Origin of the sequence: Cupriavidus basilensis (genome assembly GCF_000876015.1) — a bacterium.
GTDB classification, from domain to species: Bacteria; Pseudomonadota; Gammaproteobacteria; order Burkholderiales; family Burkholderiaceae; genus Cupriavidus; species Cupriavidus basilensis_B.
The window spans coordinates 325,024-341,058 of record NZ_BBQM01000015.1 but is presented as its reverse complement, the minus strand read 5'-3'; the positions used below and the strand labels follow the sequence as shown (position 1 = coordinate 341,058).

Genomic DNA, 16,035 nt, shown 5'->3' with positions numbered 1-16,035 from the left:
GCCGCGGGCATCCACGGGGTGCCTGCGGCGCGGCTTTTGCGCGCATTTGACGGCGAATTCCGGCCCACGGCGGGGTATTTCGGGCATACTGCCCGCTCCCTCCCTCTAGCGGGGCCGGTTCCCGGCCTCCCCCTCTCCCCATGCCCGGGTATCAAACCAAGCAAGAGCGCGTTGCCATCGCGGGCGCGCCCGATTTGGTCATCCGCTGCCTGCTGGACCAGCAGCAGTTCCACGATCCCCACGGCGACGCCGAACGCATGGGCATTTCCTCCGCCGCGTGGCCGCTGTTCGGCATGCTGTGGCCGTCCGGCGCGCTGCTGGCCGAACGCATCGCCGCGCGGCCGGTGGACCCGGCCGAGCGCATCCTCGAGATCGGCTGCGGCACGGCGCTGGCCAGCCTGGTCGCGCACCGCCGCGGCGCCGACGTGACCGCCAGCGACTGCCACCCGATGGCCGGCCCCTTCCTGGCGGAGAACGCGCGCATCAACGGCCTCGCGCCGATGAAATACCGGCACGGCCACTGGGGCGCGGCCGACGGCAGCGACCCGAGCCTGGCAGGCGTGCAGAACGTGGCGGGCGACTTCGACCTGATCATCGGCAGCGACCTGCTCTACGAGCGCGACACCGACGGCAGGCTCGCGCGCTACATCGACAGCCACGCCAGCGCGGCCGCGGAGGTCTGGATCGTCGACCCCGACCGCGGCAACCGCCCGGCCTTCAACCGGTGGATGGCGGCGCTCGGTTTCTCGCTGGCGGAGCAGCGGCTGGACCGTCCCGCCGGCACCGACCAGGACGCCTACAAGGGACGCCTGCTGGTGTACACGCGGATGGCGCGGCCGGGCATCGTGGCGCAGTAGGCGGTGCGATGGTCTGGCGGGGGCTTGTGGTGGTGGCGGGCGCCTGCCCTCACCCCCGCGCCGCGCGCGCCCGCGCCAGCAGCAGTTCGCGCTCGCGCGCGTTGCGGGTCATGCCGGCGGCGCGTTCGAACTCGGCGCGCGCTTGCGCGAAGCGGCCCAGCTTCGACAGCAGGTCGCCGCGCACGCTGGGCAGCAGGTGATAGTTTTCCAGCGCGCCCCCCGCGGCCAGCGCATCGACGATCTCCAGCCCGGCCGCCGGGCCGAAGGCCATGCCCACCGCCACCGCGCGGTTCAGCTCCACCACCGGCGACGGCATGACCCGCGCGAGCGCGTCATACAGCGCGGCGATCCGCGCCCAGTCGGTCTCGGCCGCGCTCGGCGCGCGCGCGTGGCAGGCGGCCAGCGCGGCCTGCAGCGCGTAGGGGCCGAGCGCGCCGCCAAGCGCCCGCGCGCGCGCCAGCGCGTGCAGGCCGCGCCGGATCAGCAGCGGGTCCCAGCGGCCGCGGTCCTGGTCGGGCAGCAGCACCGGCCGGCCCTGCGCGTCGACGCGCGCGTGCGTGCGCGAGGCCTGGATCTCCATCAGCGCCACCAGTCCGTGCACCTCGCTTTCGTCCGGCATCAGGCCGGCCAGCGTGCGGCCCAGGCGCAGCGCTTCCTCGCACAGCGCGGGACGCATCCAGTTGCTGCCGGCGGTGGCGGCATACCCTTCGTTGAAGATCAGGTAGATCACCTCCAGCACCGACGCCAGGCGCGCCGCGCGCGCCTGCGGCCCCGGCACCTCGAACGGCACGCGCGCCGCGCCCAGCGCGCGCTTGGCGCGCACGATGCGCTGGGCGATGGTGGGCTCCGGCGTGAGGAACGCGCGCGCGATCTCGGCGGTGGTGAGGCCGCCGAGCAGGCGCAGGGTCATGGCCACGCGCGCCTCGCGCGACAGCACCGGATGGCAGGCGGTGAAGACCAGGCGCAGCAGGTCGTCGCCGATGTCGTCCTCGCGGGCCGCGTCGAGCCCATCGACGAAGTCGGGCACTATGCGGGCCTCCAGCGCGTCGAGCTCATGGCCGATCTGCTCGTGCTTGCGCGCGTGCAGCGCCTGCCGGCGCAGGTGGTCCAGCGCGCGGTGCCGGGCCGTGGTCATCAGCCACGCGCCGGGGTTGTCCGGCACGCCGCTTTCCGGCCAGCGCTCCAGCGCGGCCAGCAAGGCGTCCTGCGCCAGTTCCTCGGCCAGGCCCACGTCGCGCACCACGCGCGCCACGTGGGCGATGACCCTGGCGGATTCGATGCGCCATACGGCCTCGATCGCGCGGTGCGCCGGGGGAATCGCCGTCATCCTGCCGCCCCGGGGCATTCAGGCCGGGTCCGCGGCCTGCGGCTCCATGTACACCAGTTCCCAGATATGGCCGTCCAGGTCCTCGAAGCCGTGGCCGTACATGAAACCGTGGTCCTGCGGCGCGCGCGGCACGCGGGCGCCGGCGGCCAGCGCCTTGGCGACCAGCGCATCGACCTCGGCGCGGCTCTCGCACGACAGGCAGATCAGCACCTCGGTGCTGTGCGCGGTGTCGCACAGCGCGCGCGTGGTGAAGCTCTTGAAGAAGGCCTCGGTCAGCAGCATGGCGTGGATGTTCTCGCCGATGACCATGCAGGCCGCGTTGCCGTCGGTGAAGCGCGGGTTGAAGGCAAAGCCCAGGCCCTTGAAGAAATCCATCGCGCGCGGCAGGTCGGCCACGGCGAGGTTGACGTAGATTTGCTTGTGCATGATGTCCTCGTGGTGCTCGTGATGTGCGTTGCGCTCGTTGCGCTCGCGTCCGCTTCGGCGCCTTCAGCGCTGGCCCATGCCGAGCGCGCGGAAGCGGTCCACGGCGGGGCCGGGCGCGAAGTCCTCCAGTTCATAGAGCGGACGCACCTCGATCTCGCCGTCGGCCGTCTCGCCGTGCGGCGCGGGAAAGCGGCGCGCCCACTCCATCGCTTCCTCGCGGCTGCGCACCTGGATCAGGGTGTAGCCGGCCACGAGTTCGTTGGTCTGCGCGAACGGGCCGTCCGTCACCGTGCGCCGGCCGCCGGCATGGCGGATGCGCCAGCCGGCCGCGCTGGGCTTGAGCCCGGCGCCGTCGAGCAGCACGCCGGCCCTGGCCAGTTGCTCGTGATAGGCCGCCATCGCGGCAATGAGGCTTTCCTCGGGCATCTGGCCGGCTTCGCTGGCCTGGGTGGCTTTCACCAGGATCATGAATCGCATTGCATCGCTCCTCGGGTTGACCGTCGGTCGGAAGCCGGCGGCACCGGCATTGCGGTCGGTCCTGTGACCGGCCCGGTGCCGCGGCACATGCCGGCACGACGCGCCGCGCGCGGCAGGATCGACAGCGCGCGCGCGAAAATCCCGCGAACCCAGGGTAATTACCTAGAAGCATCCACCTCCGCCCATGCCGCCCATGCAGCCGCGTGGAGCTTCACGTAAAGCACGGCCCCACTTCGCGCACTTCCACCGTGCACCAGCTTGCGGCCGGACATTCGGCGGCGATGGCGATGGCCTCGTCCTGGCTGGCGCAGTCGAGCAGGAAATAACCGCCGACCATCTCCTTGGCCTCCGCGAACGGACCGTCGAGCAGGTCGCGGCGGCCTTCGCGCACCTGCACGCGCACGCCCCGGGCATCCGAGGTGAGCGAATTGCAGCCCAGCAGCACGCCGCGCTCGGTCAGGCGGCCGGCGAACTGCGTCATGCTCGCGTAGGCCTGCCGGCCCGCCTCCTCGGTGCGCGCGGCGCGCTGGCCGACAGGTTCCACGATCAGCAGCATGTACGGCATACGGGTCTCCAGCGCCTGTCGGGATTGGACAGGCCCCCATCCTGCACGCCCCCGGTGCCGGCCGCAAGCGGCCGGCCACCTGCGCGGCCCCCCTCGCTTCCTGGCCGTTAATTGCAGTGAGGATGCCGACGGCAGGACGCGACACGACGCGGCGGGCCGGCGTGCCGGTTTTCCCTTGCGGTCCGGCGCAGGCCGCCAATAATCCTATTCGCACGTCCGGCGCAGGCTGCCCCGGGCGACTGCATCGAATCTCGAACGGGAGCACGACGATGGGCGAAATGGTGAAGATAAGCACGGCGGACGGGACCTTTGCCGCCTACCTGGCGCGGCCGGCGGCGGCGAAGGCGCCGGCGATCGTGGTGATCCAGGAGATCTTTGGCATCAACGCGGACATGCGCAAGACCTGCGACGACTTCGCCGCGCAAGGCTACGTGGCCATCTGCCCCGATCTCTACTGGCGCCAGGAGCCCGGCGTGGAACTGACCGACGCCACCCAGGCCGAGTGGGACAAGGCATTCAAGCTCTACAACGGCTTCGACGTGCCGGCGGGCGTGCGCGACATCGACGCCACCATCCGCTACACGCGCGCGCTGGACGGCGCCGGCGGCAAGGTCGGCGCGGTGGGCTTCTGCCTGGGCGGGCTGCTCGCCTTCCTCACCGCGGCGCGCACGGACGCCGATGCCGTGACGGTGTACTACGGCGTCGGCATCGACCAGTACCTCGGCGAGGCCGGCAACATCCGCCAGCCGCTGCTGATGCATATCGCGGAAGCCGACGAATTCGTGCCGCGCGAAACCTGGACGCGGATCATCGCCGCGCTGTCGCCGCGGTCCCATATCGAGATACACACCTACCCCGGCTGCTCGCATGCGTTCGCGCGCAACAACGGCGTGCATTTCGACGCGGCCTCCGCGCAGGCCGCCAACGACCGCACCGCGGCCTTCTTCCGCGCCAACCTGTCCTGAGGGCATCCGGCCGGCGGCGGCGCTGTTGGCCGGCCACCGTCACCGCAGCGGCGCCTGTTGGGCGCGGCCCGCCTGTTCCGCGGCGCAAACGCGCGGCCCCCGCGCGCCAGGGCGGGCATGCGCCACAAATGCCGGCGCCGCGCCACCGGCACGGACCGTGCGTTGTCATGGTCAGGCGGGCCACACCGTTGGCCCGCCGCCAACATGACCCGTCACGGAGAACCATCATGGACACCCTCGAAATCAAGGACCTTCCCGCCGCGGAAGCGCTCGACCGCGAAGCGATGCAAGCCGTGAAAGGCGGCATCGGCAGGACCCCGGTGCAGATCGCGGCCTGGGAATTGTCGGGCAAGCCCGCCACGTGGCAGGGGCTGGTGCTCGGCGACGATGGCCAGCTGCACATGCCCACGCCGAAGTGATGCGCGCTGCGCGGCACGGGCGCGGGCGGGAAGAACGCCCGCCGCGCCCGGCTGCGTGGCCGGATACGTGGCCGGCTGCGTGGCTGGATGCGGCGCGCCGGCAGGCAGGACCGACATCCCGCCGCGGTTCATCAGCGTGACCGGCCACGAACGATTGGAAGACCGCAACGCGCGCACGCATCGGCGATGCCCTGCACCGCTGCGTCTGCCAGCGCATCGACACCCGCGACGATGCCTGCGACCACTTCGACCTCGACAACCCGCCGCACGGCAAGCTGCGCGCGGCGCCGGCAAAACACCTGTTGGAAATTCGCGCGCGACTGCTAGCATGAGAGGAAGCCGATTGCCCCGCTGCGCATCGCCGCCGCGCAGCGGATAGCACGGCGGCCCGCGCAGACATCTGCTCCGCCCGCATACGAAGGAGGCCGCCGACATGACCTGCTCCCGATCTTGGCAAAAGGCATGGCAACGGGCCACCCTGGCATGCGTGCTCGCCGGCGGCGCGCTGCTGGCGCAGGCGGGCGACATCACCGGCGCCGGCTCGACCTTCGTCTACCCGCTGCTGCTGAAATGGGCCTCGACCTACTACGCCAGGACCGGGCAGGAGGTGAACTACCAGGCCATCGGCTCGGGCAACGGCATCCGCCAGATCAAGGCCGCCAACGTTGCCTTCGGCGCCTCGGACATGCCGCTCAAGCCGGACGAGCTGCGCGCCTCGGGGCTGGTCCAGTTCCCGCTGGTGGCCGGCGGCGTGGTGCCCATCGTCAATCTCGACGGCGTGGTCCCGGGCCAGGTCCGGCTGACCGGGCAGGTGCTGGCCGACATCTACCTCGGCAAGATCGCCAGGTGGAACGATCCCGCCATCGGCGCGCTCAATCCCGGCCTCGCGCTGCCGGACCAGAAGATCCTGGTGGTACATCGCAGCGACAGTTCCGGCACCACCTTCAACTGGGCCAACTACCTGTCCGAGGTCAGCGGCGAATGGAAGCGCGGCGTGGGCGCCGGCACCACCATCAAGTGGCCGACCGGCGTGGGCGCGGTCGGCAACGAGGGCGTGGCCGCCTACATCAAGAGCGTCAAGGGCGCGATCGGCTATGCCGAGCTGACCTACGCGCTCCAGCGCAAGCTGCCCTACACGGCGCTGCGCAACAAGGACGGCGCCTACGTCGTGCCCTCGCGCGAGACGTTCAGCGCCGCGGTGGCGTCGGCGGACTGGAACCAGCAGCCGGACTTCTACCAGGTCATCACCGATCCGCCCGGCGGGCAGGCGTGGCCCATCACCGGCGTGGTGTTCGTCATCATGCCGAAGGCGCCCAGGGATGCCGCCAGCGCGAAGAACGCGCTGTCGTTCTTCCGCTGGGCGCTCAACGACGGCCAGGCCGACGCCACCGCCGAGCACTACGTGGCCCTGCCGCCGGTGCTGGTCAAGCAGATCGAGGCCTACTGGAGCGAGAACATGAAATGAGCCGGCGGGCTGCCGGCAAGACCGCGCGAAGGCGTCCGGCCCGCGCGGCTCAAGAAGGCACGGAAACGGCCGATACCGGTAAAATCAGACGCCGCCGATTCACGACGGCGCGCATACCTGATCCCGGAGTTGGCATGGAATCCCTCTCGTTCGAGTTCGTCTCAATCGAGGAAGCAAAACAGATACTGGACGGCGCGGTCCCCACGCAGGCCGAACCCGACTGGCCGACCATGCGGCGCCCCGAAAGCACCGGGACGCAGGTCCTCACCGACACCGCGCTCAAATGGCTGGCCTCGCTGCCGCCCGACGCGCGGCCGCTGGAACTGTGCCGCGGCTACGCCCGCATCGGCAACCAGATGGCCGCGCTCGCGGCCAGCCCCGCCGTGCTGTCGGCCTACCTCACCGACCTGCTGATCGACCGGCGCGGCGGCCGCCAGGGCTTTCCCGGCGGCATCGCGCTCGAACTGAGCCGCCTGCAGGAACACCTGCTGCGCACCATACAGCCCTGAACCAGCGCCGCCCGCGGTGCCGCCGGCGCGGCGGCACCGGCACGGCAGCGCTAGCGCGTCTTCGCCGGCGCGCAGTCCTCGACCATGCCGCGCACGCGGCCGCCACTGAGCAGCGGATGCCATTCGTCCGCGCTGCGGATCTCCACTTCCGTGCCTTCCCCGCCCCGGCGCAGGCTGACCAGGTGGTAATACCTGTACTCGGAATTGTCGGTACTGCCGATGCGGATATCCACCCTGCCCGGCTCGGGATACGACACCACGTTGGCGTCATCGCCCAGCCGGCCCTTCAGGCACGCCACCAGCGCGGCCGGGCTGGCCGCCGAGTGCACGCGCACCGGCTCCCTCGCCTGGATGGACTCCGGACTGACGCCGCTGGCGCATCCCGTGAGCCATGAAACCGCCAGCGCCAGCGCGGCGGACAGCAATACGCGTCGGTGGGACATTTTCTCTCCTTCGGCAAAAAACGGTGGCCGCATGTTACCGCAATCGGCTTGGGAGGCTGTCGGTGCGGGAAGGCGGACGATCGGACCAACCAATACACATGAGCGGACACTTTCGATTCCCGTACGTGGAAGCCTGGCAATGACGCCGCCCTACAGCCTTCTTCCGGCAATCGCGTCGACGTCGGTCCTTGATTCGAAGAATCCCCTGAGAGTCCTTATTTTTGGAATTTGTCAGATTTACTCTTCACACCGATTCCAGTCAAATGGCCAGCCATAGCGAGCGGGCGCGCTACCAAAGCCAGCATATACATATGTTCCTAAAGCCGGACTATCTGGAATCTACCCATGAGCCATCTGGAATACGAGATCGACAGCAACCAGCACCTGAGGCAAGCATTCGAAGATCTGCTGAGAGAAAGATCCGCCTTCTCCCTGCCCGAAACCTCCTTGACGCCGCGTGAAATCGTCAAGATGCTGGAACTCGACGAGATGGATCGGCGGATCCAGAACCGCAGGGCACGGTTGTTCTTCGACGGCACGCACCTGAAGTGGGTCGAGGGTCGAAATATGAGATTCTGGCCTGCGACCTCAGGAAAACAAGGCTATACCGCACCGATCCATCAGACGAAAAAAGATGTGGGGCCAATCCCCGAAGGAAAATATACGGCCCTGCAACGGGACTTCCAGCGCTGGGAAGACACCGGGATATTCAATCGAGCCGCTTGCCTGCTCAACATCATCAAGATCAAGGCCGGAAGATGGCCAGGCTGTACGATGGCCTGGGGCACCCGGCGCGTAGGTCTGCTGCCATACCCCGGGACTGAGGTCTACGGACGCAGCAATTTTACAATTCATGGCGGCTGGTTCCCGGGTTCCATTGGATGCATCGATCTTACGAATTCGATGGAAGCGTTTGCCAAAGAGTTTTTATATTATGCGAAAGACATGGAACTGGAAGTTCGCTATTAAGATAGCGGCGGCAATCATGCCCGGTCTGATCGCCGCGCTGATGCCAATCGACTTCTGGCATGCCTGGACCGCACCGGAAGCGTATCCGTTTGACGCCGCCGGACCCGCCGCCGCCATGTGGGCATACCAATCGCAGGCGCATTATCTGGTCTCGGTCGCCGCGCTGTGGGCGAGCAGCGTGCTGGCACTCTGCGCGTTGTTTGCCACAAGACATGGGTGGCGTCTTCGCTGGCTGTGCGCCATGCCCTTTCTTGCCGTCTGGGCGTTCTGGGTGCTGGACGGGTCTCGGCTGGCCTGACGCCAACGAAGCGGGTCGCGCAAAAAAAAACGGCCCGGAGAGCGACAACTCTCCGGGCCATTGCTTGCATCGTCACTGTAATGGATGGTGCGGCTGGCAGGATTCGAACCCACGACCCCTTGGTTCGTAGCCAAGTACTCTATCCAACTGAGCTACAGCCGCACGCGAGGCCGCGACTATATCGCAGCCGTGGAAAAATGCAAGCTTTTTCCGCGGATGGGGCGCCCGGCGGGGCGTTGCGCCCCGCGCCGGGCCGGACGGCTTACGCGGCCAGCCTGAACGATGCCACCGCTTCCTTCAGGCGCTGGGCCTGCTCTTCCATCGAGCCGGCGGCTGCCGCGGCCTGTTCCACCAGTGCCGCGTTCTGCTGCGTCACGGTGTCCATCTGCGTGACGGCCTGGTTGACCTGCTCGATGCCGGCGCTCTGCTCGGCCGAGGCCGCGCTGATCTCGCCCATGATGTCGGTCACGCGCTTGACCGCGCCGACAATGCGCTCCATCGTCTGGCCGGCGTGCGCCACCAGTTGGGAGCCCTTTTCCACGCGGTCGACGGAGTCGCCGATCAGGGCCTTGATTTCCTTGGCGGCGGTGGCGCTGCGCTGGGCCAGGCTGCGCACTTCGCCGGCCACCACGGCGAAGCCGCGGCCTTGCTCGCCGGCACGCGCGGCTTCCACCGCGGCGTTGAGCGCGAGGATGTTGGTCTGGAAGGCGATGCCTTCGATCACGGCGATGATGTCCACCACCTTGCGCGAGGCGCCGTTGATGTCTTCCATCGTGGTGACGACCTGGCCCACCACTTCGCCGCCTTCGACGGCGATCTCCGACGCGTTGACGGCCAGCGTGCTGGCCTGCTTGGCGTTGTCGGCGTTCTGGCGCACGATGCTGGTCAGCTCTTCCATGCTGGAGGCGGTTTCCTGCAGCGACGATGCCTGTTCCTCGGTGCGCTGGGAGAGGTCGGTGTTGCCCGCGGCGATCTGGCTGGTGCCGGTGGCGATGGCGTCGGTGCCGTTGCGCACCTGGCTGATGATGCGCAGCAGGTTGGCGTTCATGTCGGACAGGGCCTGCATCAGCTGGCCGGTCTCGTCCTTGCTGTCCACCTCGATGCGGCTGCCCAGGTTGCCGGCCGCGACCGTGCGCGCGATGGCGACGGCGCGGTGCAGGGGCCCGGTGATGCCGCGCGTCAGCCACACCGAGAACGCCACGCCGATGGCAAGCACCAGCGCGCCGATCACGATCATGCCGTTGCGCGCGTTCAGGTAGATGCCGTGGATCTCCAGCGCGGTGGCGTCGATGCTGGCGCGCTGGATGTCGAGCAGCTTCTGGATCTCGGCGAGGTAGGCGTCGCCGGCCGGCACGAATTCCTTCTCCAGCACCTGGTTGGCTTCGTCCGCGTTGCCGGCCTCCTTGAGCTTGGAGATTTTCTCGCGCGAATCGTTGTAGGGATTGCGCACGGTCAGGATCTTCTTGAACGCGGCCTTTTCCTCGTCGCTGGTCAGCATCGGCTCGATCTTGTCGCGCAGCGCGCCGATGGCGGCGAACGACCCCTTGGTCTCCGCCGCGAAGAACGCGCCCAGCGACGGGTCGGAGCTCTTGGCCACCGCGGTGGTGCGGCGCACGCTGGTATGCATCAGGCGGTACCAGTCGCTGACCATGCGTTCCTTGGCCAGCGGCTGCCGCATCATGTCGTTCGTGCGGTCGGCGACCTGTTGCAGGCGCACGATACCCAGCACGGTCATGAAGGTGGACAACAATATCACTACGCCGAAGCCAATGCCGAGGCGCACGCCAATTCCCAAGCTTTTCATTTCTTCTACCTGATTTGCGATTGAATGGTGGCGAAGTGCCGGTGCGTCGGGAGGAAAATGGACACCGGTCCGCCCTTTTTGCCTGCCGCCTGCCGGATGGAGGCCCATCTGGGACGATGATCCCTTATCGGCAAATCAGGGAAAACCTTTAGTTGCCCGCCGTCCGTCGCTTGCGCGGAGCACCAGCGGGAAGACGGCGGGAAGGCAGCGGCACCGTGCTCGCCGGGAACGCGCGCATGCCATGCGTGCCCATTGGAGCCGATCTCGATAATCGATACGACGCGCCGCCCCGGAAAAACGAAATAACGGCATCGAGCGACATCGGCACGTGACATTCGGATAAACAATAAAGAAAAAACCGAATAATCCCGGATCGTTTTTTTCATGACATGAAAACCATGAACTCCATACACTAGCAAGCAAGAACAAAAACGGCGCGACCCATGCGCGATTCCGCCCAGGAGGATCGCCAGCGCCGGACGACGAACGTCAGACGCCCCCATGCATCCAGCACGCCTCGAATGACGACGACCGGGTGGAATCCGTGCCCGGTCGAGCCATAGCCCCTCGGAAAACCACCCGCCGGAGCGCCGCGGATAACCGTCGCGCGCTTTCGCGCAGCATATTTCGTTTAGCCGCCGGCTAAATGTTCTTTGTTGTTTTCCACATAAAGGGAGAGGATTTTGAAACCCGGCATTATTCCGCTTGCAGGTTTATCTTTAATTTCCTGCAGCGCAGTTGCCCAATCGAGCGTCACCCTGTACGGCGTCATCGATACGAGCATTCGCTACACCACCCACCAGGCCACCGGCAACGGGCCCCGCAGCCAGATCGCCCTGACCGAGGGCGCCTTCAACAACTCCAGGTGGGGGATCCGCGGCGCCGAGGATCTGGGCATGGGCAGCAAGGCACTGTTTACGCTGGAAAGCGGCTTCGGCCCGGACACCGGACGAGCGGGACAGCAGGGCCAGCTGTTCGGGCGCCAGGCGTGGGTCGGCCTGGGCAACGACACCTTCGGGACGATCAAGCTGGGCCGGCAGATGGGTGCGGCCTATCTCTTCGTCATCGGCGTGGACCCCATCACCATCGGCAACTACACGGAACTGAGCTGGCAGACGGCGCTGACGGGACTGCGCTACGACAACACCGTCGACTACAGCAAGCAATGGGGCGGCCTGGGCGTGGAGGCACAGTACTCGTTCGGCGAGCGCGCGGGGCAGATGGCCAGCGGCAGCACCGTGCAGCTGGCCATCACCTATGACGTCGACGCGCTTCACGCGGGGGCCGTCGGCCAGCAATCGAAGGACGCCAACGGGAATGCGATGCGCCTGTGGACGGCCGGCGCCCGCTACGCGCTCGGCAGTTTCACGCTGCATGGCTATTACCTCGACTCCTGGCGCGAGCCCGGCTTCGTGATCGGCGCCAGCGGCAGCGGCACGCCGCTGGCCAACACCAGCATCGGCGGCAATGCCAATACCGTCCTCGGCACCAGCACGCAGACGTCCGAGCGGCGCGACAAGTACGCGGCAGTGGGCGTTTCCTATCAATCGCCGGGGGCGGTCAAGGTGACTTTGGCCTATATGCGCGACAACGTGACGGGGGTCCGCCCCGGCGTATCGGGCCTGGTACAGTCCGTGTACGCGATCGCCGTGTACAGCTTGTCCAAGCGCACCGATGCCTACCTGGAGGCCGACTACAGCAAGCTGTCGGGCGGCTCCATCACGGATCCGAACAACCCGGCAGGCTCGTTCGGTGGCGCGCGCTCCCGGACCGGCGCCGGCGTGGGCCTGCGCACGCGTTTCTGACCTCGGGGGGCTATGCCCCCCCGACCCGCCCAGGATAGGCGGCCGGCATGAAAAAGCCCGCACGACGAGAAGAATCGTGCGGGCGTGAAGGCGCCGGCAGGCGCACTATGAAGAAGCGGGCTGGCCGAGCCGAGGTTCAGCCAGCGTGCTCGCAGACGGGCCGCCGCTCAGGCAAGGGCGCCGTCGGTGAACGGGTCGCGCTTGTCGATACGCGCGCCATCGGTGAACGGGTCGCGCCTGTCGATGCGCGCGCCGTCGGTGTAGGGGTCGCGGGTACCGGCGCGCGCCGGCGTGGCCGATACGCCGGTGAGGTCCATGCCGGCGACCAGGTCGCCACGCGGCACCACCTTGCCGGCCCTGGCGCCGTCGGTGAAGGGGCTGCGTTGCTCGATGCGCGCGCCATCGGTAAAAGCATCCCGCCTGGCACTGGAAGCCTGGGCGCTACCTGCGGCGAAGGCCGCCGCAAGTGCGGCGGCAATGGCAACGGAGACAAAACGCTGGGTGTTCATGATGATTCCTTTCCTCGGAGGGGTACGGCTCCATCCGATCCATCGTGGGTCGCGATGCCGTATCCGATGCACACAGCTTATGCCTCCGCGGACGATTCTAAAAAGGAATAAAAATCATCATAACCAGTCTGCATTTTCATATGCAAGTCCCGGCGCGCCCGGTCGGCCGTGTTCAGTCCACGGTGATATGGCGCTTGTGGATGACCTCGGCCCAGCGCGCGCTTTCCTTCTGGATGGCCGTGGCCAGTTCGGCGGGCGTGCCGCCGGCGGCGTCCATGCCGACCACGGCGAGCTTTTCCCTGAGCGCGGGACTGGCCAGCACCTGGCCGGCCTGGTGGCTGAGCTGCTGGATCACGTCGCGGGGCGTGCCGGCGGGCGCCATCAGCGCGTACCACGAGACCGCCTCGAACTTGGGAAAGCCCTGCTCGGCGATGGTGGTCACGTCGGGCAGCACGGCGGAGCGCCGCGCGCTGGCCACGCCGAGCGCGCGCAGCTTGCCGGCCTTGATGTAGGGCAGCGCCGAGGAAAGCTGCGCGAACATCATCGTGACCTGGCCGCCCACCAGGTCGGTGATGGCGGGGCTGACGCCCTTGTATGGCACGTGGATCAGCTTGATGCCGGCGTCGAGCTGCAGCAGCTCGCCCGCCAGGTGCGCCTGGCTGCCGGCGCCGGGTGAGGCGAAGGTGAGTTCGCCGGGCTTCTGGCCGGCGAGCCTGAGCAGTTCGGGCAGCGTCCTGGCCGGCACGCCCGCGCTGACCACCAGCACGTTCTCGGCGGTGGCGAGCATGGCCACGGGCGCGAGGTCCGTCTGCTTGTAGGGCAGGTTCGGCATCAGCGTGGGATTCACCGCGATGTTGCCGACCGGCACCACGGCCAGCGTGTAGCCGTCCGGCGGCGCCTTGGCGACCTGGTCCACGCCGATGTTGCCGGCCGCGCCGGCGCGGTTGTCGACCAGCACGTTCTGGCCCCAGGCCTTCGACAGCCCTTCGCCGACGACGCGGCCGAGCACGTCGGCGGGACCGCCCGCGGGGAACGGCACCACCAGCCGCACGGGCTTGGCGGGATAGCCTTGCGCGCCTGCCAGCAGCGGCAGGCAGGCCGCCATGAGGGTGAAAAGGAAACGCTTCATCGCAGATACTCGGTTGGTCGGGAAAACGGGGCGGCGCGCGCCGGCAGGCCGCCGGCGCGCGATGGTCAGGGAACGCCAGTGCCGGTCAGCGCGAAGCCGGCCGCGTCGGCCTCGCGCGCGTAGCCGGCGAGCACGGCGTAGTCGGCCTCTTCCACCAGCGCGAAGCGCGCCAGGCACAGACTGGCCAGCAGCGCCGCGTTGCCGGCGTCGCGGTGCAGGTCGAGCAGCGCCATGCGGATGCGCGCGGCGGCGGTGTCGCCCAGCGCGGGCGAGGCCACCAGCGCCGGCACCGGCGACGCCGGCGTCACCGCCAGCGTCCTGAGCCGCGCCATGCGCCCGGGCACATGCAAGCGCAGCAGGTCCAGCACGTAGCTGTCCACCACGCCCACGTCCGCGCGGCCGGCGAGCACGGCGTCGATCACTTCGTTGGGCGTCGGCGTGGGCGTGTCGGCCGGGCGGTACGGCGCGCGCGTGCCGGGCGCGGCCTGGCGCAGCAGAAAATGGCGCGGCGCGTTGTAGCCCGAGTTGGACTCCGGCAGCATGTGCGCGAGCCGCATGCCGAAGGTGTCCGCCAGCGCCGCGGCCGGCGCGTCGGCCCGCACGATGAACTCGGTGAAATACACCGGGCACTGCCCGTAGCGTTCGGGCGAGGGCACCGGCGCGGCCAGCAGGCGCGGCCGCACCGCGGCATTCACGTAGGGGAAGCCGCACATGAACACGCAGCCGCAGTCGGGCCGCGCCCACAGGGCGCTGACCGGCGCCGGCGCGGCATGCTCCAGGTACGGCAGGTCCACGCCGGCGCGTTGCGCCACGCGCGCGAACAGCTCCCGCCACGCCTGCGCCACCGGCGCGGCCACCGAGTACATGCGTGCGTTGGCGATCATGCGTAGACCAGCTTCTGGCCCAGCCCCATGCGCTCGGCCTTCTTCAGGATGGCGTGGCCCAGCGCGATGTCGCTCAGCGACAGGCCGCGGTGCCAGAACAGGTTGGTCTCGGCGTCGCTCTGCCGGCCCGGCTTGCGGCCGGCGACGATCTCGCCGAGCTCGCCGTACAGGGTCTGCTCGGACAGCTTGCCGGCTTCCACGTGCGCGCGCAGCGAGCCGAGCACGCCGCCCTTGCACTGGCCCCAGTCGTCCACCACCAGCTTGTCCATGATGTCGGTCAGCGACAGCTCGACCGCGCTCATGGTGCCGTAGGGCACCACGAACGCGCCGGGCTTGATCCATTCGGTCTTGAGCATCGGCGTGGGGCGCTCCAGGCGCGAGGCTTCCACCACGATGTCGGCGCCGCGCACGCACGACTCCCAGTCCTGCGTGACCACGATCTTCTTGCCGAGGTCGCGCGCCAGGCGCTCGGCGAAGGCGTTGCGGCTTTCCGGGCGGCGCGAGTGCACGCGGATCTCGTCGAAGTCATAGAGGCTGTCGAGCAGGCGCACGTTCCAGTACGCGGTGCCGCGCGCGCCGATGTGGCCCAGCACCTTGCTGTCGCGGCGGGCCAGGTGGCGCGCGCCGAGCGCGGTGACGGCGCCGGTGCGCGCGTCGGTGATGAAGGTGGCGTCGATCATCGCCACCGGCATGCCGGTGCGCGGGTCGAACAGGTTGAGCATGGCCATCTCGGACGGCAGCCCCAGCTTGTAGTTGTCGACGTAGTCGCCGACGATCTTCACGCCGGCCAGCCCCAGCGGCGCCACGTAGCCGCGCAGCACGTTGAAGTGCCCGTTGAACGCCGGGTCCGGCGTCAGGTGCACGCGCGGCTCGATCACGGTCTGCCCGTTGCCCTGCGCCAGCAGGCCCTGCTCGACCGCATCGAGGATCTCCGCGTCGGTCATCGCCAGTCTGGCGATGTCGGGACCGTTGATGTAGGTCAGATGAATGTCGCTCATGCCGTCTCCTGTCTTCAGGTTTCAAGTAAGTGAATGCACGCGCCCGGTGCGTCGCGCGCGGCGCCCGGTGCATCGGCGCCCCATCGGCGTGCCCGGCGGAACCACTGTGGTGCGCGTTTGCCGCCGCGGCGGAAATGCCCGGCGTGGGGCGCCTTCGAGAGCAAGTTTAGGTATCGCGGCCATGAA

20 protein-coding genes and 1 tRNA gene are annotated in these 16,035 nt (G+C 68.5%); 8 read left to right on the top strand and 13 right to left on the bottom strand.

Going from position 1 to position 16,035, the window contains the following annotated elements:
* Positions 1-140: 140 nt before the first annotated feature.
* Positions 141-857, top strand: coding sequence for a class I SAM-dependent methyltransferase (locus KF708C_RS15495; protein ID WP_029043349.1), 717 nt, complete (start codon positions 141-143; stop codon positions 855-857).
* Between the two features lie 49 nt (positions 858-906).
* Here KF708C_RS15495 and KF708C_RS15490 read toward each other — a convergent pair whose 3' ends face one another.
* The 4 genes from KF708C_RS15490 to KF708C_RS15475 all read right to left on the bottom strand — a co-directional run bounded on the left by KF708C_RS15490 (position 907) and on the right by KF708C_RS15475 (position 3,652).
* Positions 907-2,184, bottom strand: coding sequence for an RNA polymerase sigma factor (locus KF708C_RS15490; protein ID WP_059412486.1), 1,278 nt, complete (start codon positions 2,182-2,184; stop codon positions 907-909).
* Between the two features lie 18 nt (positions 2,185-2,202).
* The gene (locus tag KF708C_RS15485; RefSeq protein ID WP_059412485.1) at positions 2,203-2,610 is read right to left on the bottom strand and encodes a VOC family protein; all 408 of its coding nucleotides are present in this window, start codon (positions 2,608-2,610) and stop codon (positions 2,203-2,205) included.
* 63 nt (positions 2,611-2,673) lie between these two features.
* Positions 2,674-3,087 carry a YciI family protein gene (locus KF708C_RS15480; RefSeq protein WP_020201845.1) on the bottom strand — a complete coding sequence of 138 codons (414 nt, stop codon included), beginning with the start codon at positions 3,085-3,087 and terminating at the stop codon, positions 2,674-2,676.
* 211 nt (positions 3,088-3,298) lie between these two features.
* Entirely contained in the window at positions 3,299-3,652 is a 354-nt protein-coding gene (locus tag KF708C_RS15475; RefSeq protein WP_020201846.1) for a YciI family protein, read from the bottom strand.
* Between the two features lie 269 nt (positions 3,653-3,921).
* Between KF708C_RS15475 and KF708C_RS15470 the strand changes: the two genes are divergently transcribed.
* The 4 genes from KF708C_RS15470 (at position 3,922) to KF708C_RS15455 (ending at position 7,010) form a co-directional block, all read left to right on the top strand.
* A complete protein-coding gene (locus KF708C_RS15470) occupies positions 3,922-4,617 on the top strand; it encodes a dienelactone hydrolase family protein (RefSeq protein ID WP_059412484.1) in 696 nt (231 codons plus the stop codon).
* 227 nt (positions 4,618-4,844) lie between these two features.
* A complete protein-coding gene (locus tag KF708C_RS15465) occupies positions 4,845-5,036 on the top strand; it encodes a hypothetical protein (protein WP_020201848.1) in 192 nt (63 codons plus the stop codon).
* Between the two features lie 433 nt (positions 5,037-5,469).
* A complete protein-coding gene (gene pstS, locus KF708C_RS15460) occupies positions 5,470-6,501 on the top strand; it encodes a phosphate ABC transporter substrate-binding protein PstS (protein ID WP_052165816.1) in 1,032 nt (343 codons plus the stop codon).
* A gap of 134 nt (positions 6,502-6,635) precedes the next feature.
* Complete coding sequence (locus KF708C_RS15455) at positions 6,636-7,010, top strand: hypothetical protein (RefSeq protein WP_020201850.1); 375 nt, start codon at positions 6,636-6,638, stop codon at positions 7,008-7,010.
* 50 nt (positions 7,011-7,060) lie between these two features.
* On the opposite strand, the gene KF708C_RS15450 is transcribed toward KF708C_RS15455, so the two are convergent.
* The gene (locus KF708C_RS15450; RefSeq protein ID WP_059412483.1) at positions 7,061-7,453 is read right to left on the bottom strand and encodes a hypothetical protein; all 393 of its coding nucleotides are present in this window, start codon (positions 7,451-7,453) and stop codon (positions 7,061-7,063) included.
* A 345-nt stretch (positions 7,454-7,798) separates the two neighbouring features.
* Between KF708C_RS15450 and KF708C_RS15445 the strand changes: the two genes are divergently transcribed.
* Entirely contained in the window at positions 7,799-8,422 is a 624-nt protein-coding gene (locus tag KF708C_RS15445; protein WP_059412482.1) for a DUF2778 domain-containing protein, read from the top strand.
* 16 nt (positions 8,423-8,438) lie between these two features.
* Positions 8,439-8,720, top strand: a complete 282-nt coding sequence (locus tag KF708C_RS15440; protein WP_059412481.1) for a hypothetical protein — start codon at positions 8,439-8,441, stop codon at positions 8,718-8,720.
* 85 nt (positions 8,721-8,805) lie between these two features.
* Here KF708C_RS15440 and KF708C_RS15435 read toward each other — a convergent pair.
* The 4 genes from KF708C_RS15435 to KF708C_RS36685 form a co-directional block, all read right to left on the bottom strand.
* Positions 8,806-8,882: transfer RNA gene (locus KF708C_RS15435), tRNA-Arg, on the bottom strand.
* 100 nt (positions 8,883-8,982) lie between these two features.
* Complete coding sequence (locus KF708C_RS15430; protein ID WP_059412480.1) at positions 8,983-10,524, bottom strand: methyl-accepting chemotaxis protein; 1,542 nt, start codon at positions 10,522-10,524, stop codon at positions 8,983-8,985.
* Positions 10,525-10,529: 5 nt separating this feature from the next.
* Positions 10,530-10,910: a hypothetical protein gene (locus KF708C_RS35675; protein ID WP_156173835.1), complete on the bottom strand. Its 381-nt coding sequence runs from the start codon at positions 10,908-10,910 to the stop codon at positions 10,530-10,532.
* A 245-nt stretch (positions 10,911-11,155) separates the two neighbouring features.
* Positions 11,156-11,308 carry a hypothetical protein gene (locus KF708C_RS36685; protein ID WP_231586514.1) on the bottom strand — a complete coding sequence of 51 codons (153 nt, stop codon included), beginning with the start codon at positions 11,306-11,308 and terminating at the stop codon, positions 11,156-11,158.
* Here KF708C_RS36685 and KF708C_RS15425 point away from each other — a divergent pair.
* The gene (locus KF708C_RS15425; protein ID WP_231586512.1) at positions 11,247-12,329 is read left to right on the top strand and encodes a porin; all 1,083 of its coding nucleotides are present in this window, start codon (positions 11,247-11,249) and stop codon (positions 12,327-12,329) included. The two genes, KF708C_RS36685 and KF708C_RS15425, sit on opposite strands and share 62 nt — an antisense overlap.
* Before the next feature lie 167 nt (positions 12,330-12,496).
* On the opposite strand, the gene KF708C_RS15420 is transcribed toward KF708C_RS15425, so the two are convergent.
* The 4 genes from KF708C_RS15420 to KF708C_RS15405 form a co-directional block, all read right to left on the bottom strand.
* Positions 12,497-12,838, bottom strand: a complete 342-nt coding sequence (locus KF708C_RS15420) for a hypothetical protein (protein WP_020201906.1) — start codon at positions 12,836-12,838, stop codon at positions 12,497-12,499.
* A 172-nt stretch (positions 12,839-13,010) separates the two neighbouring features.
* Positions 13,011-13,967, bottom strand: coding sequence for a Bug family tripartite tricarboxylate transporter substrate binding protein (locus tag KF708C_RS15415; RefSeq protein WP_059412478.1), 957 nt, complete (start codon positions 13,965-13,967; stop codon positions 13,011-13,013).
* A gap of 65 nt (positions 13,968-14,032) precedes the next feature.
* Positions 14,033-14,851, bottom strand: coding sequence for a phosphate/phosphite/phosphonate ABC transporter substrate-binding protein (locus KF708C_RS15410; protein WP_059412477.1), 819 nt, complete (start codon positions 14,849-14,851; stop codon positions 14,033-14,035).
* A complete protein-coding gene (locus KF708C_RS15405; protein WP_059412476.1) occupies positions 14,848-15,849 on the bottom strand; it encodes an ornithine cyclodeaminase family protein in 1,002 nt (333 codons plus the stop codon). The genes KF708C_RS15410 and KF708C_RS15405 overlap by 4 nt, the downstream gene beginning before the upstream one ends.
* Positions 15,850-16,035 lie beyond the last annotated feature (186 nt).

Coding starts and splice junctions, on each gene's coding strand:
- KF708C_RS15495 (WP_029043349.1), top strand. CDS start 141: ATGCCCGGGTATCAAACCAAGCAAGAGCGCGTTGCCATCGCGGGCGCG.
- KF708C_RS15490 (WP_059412486.1), bottom strand. CDS start 2,184: ATGACGGCGATTCCCCCGGCGCACCGCGCGATCGAGGCCGTATGGCGC.
- KF708C_RS15485 (WP_059412485.1), bottom strand. CDS start 2,610: ATGCACAAGCAAATCTACGTCAACCTCGCCGTGGCCGACCTGCCGCGC.
- KF708C_RS15480 (WP_020201845.1), bottom strand. CDS start 3,087: ATGCGATTCATGATCCTGGTGAAAGCCACCCAGGCCAGCGAAGCCGGC.
- KF708C_RS15475 (WP_020201846.1), bottom strand. CDS start 3,652: ATGCCGTACATGCTGCTGATCGTGGAACCTGTCGGCCAGCGCGCCGCG.
- KF708C_RS15470 (WP_059412484.1), top strand. CDS start 3,922: ATGGGCGAAATGGTGAAGATAAGCACGGCGGACGGGACCTTTGCCGCC.
- KF708C_RS15465 (WP_020201848.1), top strand. CDS start 4,845: ATGGACACCCTCGAAATCAAGGACCTTCCCGCCGCGGAAGCGCTCGAC.
- pstS (WP_052165816.1), top strand. CDS start 5,470: ATGACCTGCTCCCGATCTTGGCAAAAGGCATGGCAACGGGCCACCCTG.
- KF708C_RS15455 (WP_020201850.1), top strand. CDS start 6,636: ATGGAATCCCTCTCGTTCGAGTTCGTCTCAATCGAGGAAGCAAAACAG.
- KF708C_RS15450 (WP_059412483.1), bottom strand. CDS start 7,453: ATGTCCCACCGACGCGTATTGCTGTCCGCCGCGCTGGCGCTGGCGGTT.
- KF708C_RS15445 (WP_059412482.1), top strand. CDS start 7,799: ATGAGCCATCTGGAATACGAGATCGACAGCAACCAGCACCTGAGGCAA.
- KF708C_RS15440 (WP_059412481.1), top strand. CDS start 8,439: ATGCCCGGTCTGATCGCCGCGCTGATGCCAATCGACTTCTGGCATGCC.
- KF708C_RS15430 (WP_059412480.1), bottom strand. CDS start 10,524: ATGAAAAGCTTGGGAATTGGCGTGCGCCTCGGCATTGGCTTCGGCGTA.
- KF708C_RS35675 (WP_156173835.1), bottom strand. CDS start 10,910: ATGAAAAAAACGATCCGGGATTATTCGGTTTTTTCTTTATTGTTTATC.
- KF708C_RS36685 (WP_231586514.1), bottom strand. CDS start 11,308: ATGCTCGTATCGATGACGCCGTACAGGGTGACGCTCGATTGGGCAACT.
- KF708C_RS15420 (WP_020201906.1), bottom strand. CDS start 12,838: ATGAACACCCAGCGTTTTGTCTCCGTTGCCATTGCCGCCGCACTTGCG.
- KF708C_RS15415 (WP_059412478.1), bottom strand. CDS start 13,967: ATGAAGCGTTTCCTTTTCACCCTCATGGCGGCCTGCCTGCCGCTGCTG.
- KF708C_RS15410 (WP_059412477.1), bottom strand. CDS start 14,851: ATGATCGCCAACGCACGCATGTACTCGGTGGCCGCGCCGGTGGCGCAG.
- KF708C_RS15405 (WP_059412476.1), bottom strand. CDS start 15,849: ATGAGCGACATTCATCTGACCTACATCAACGGTCCCGACATCGCCAGA.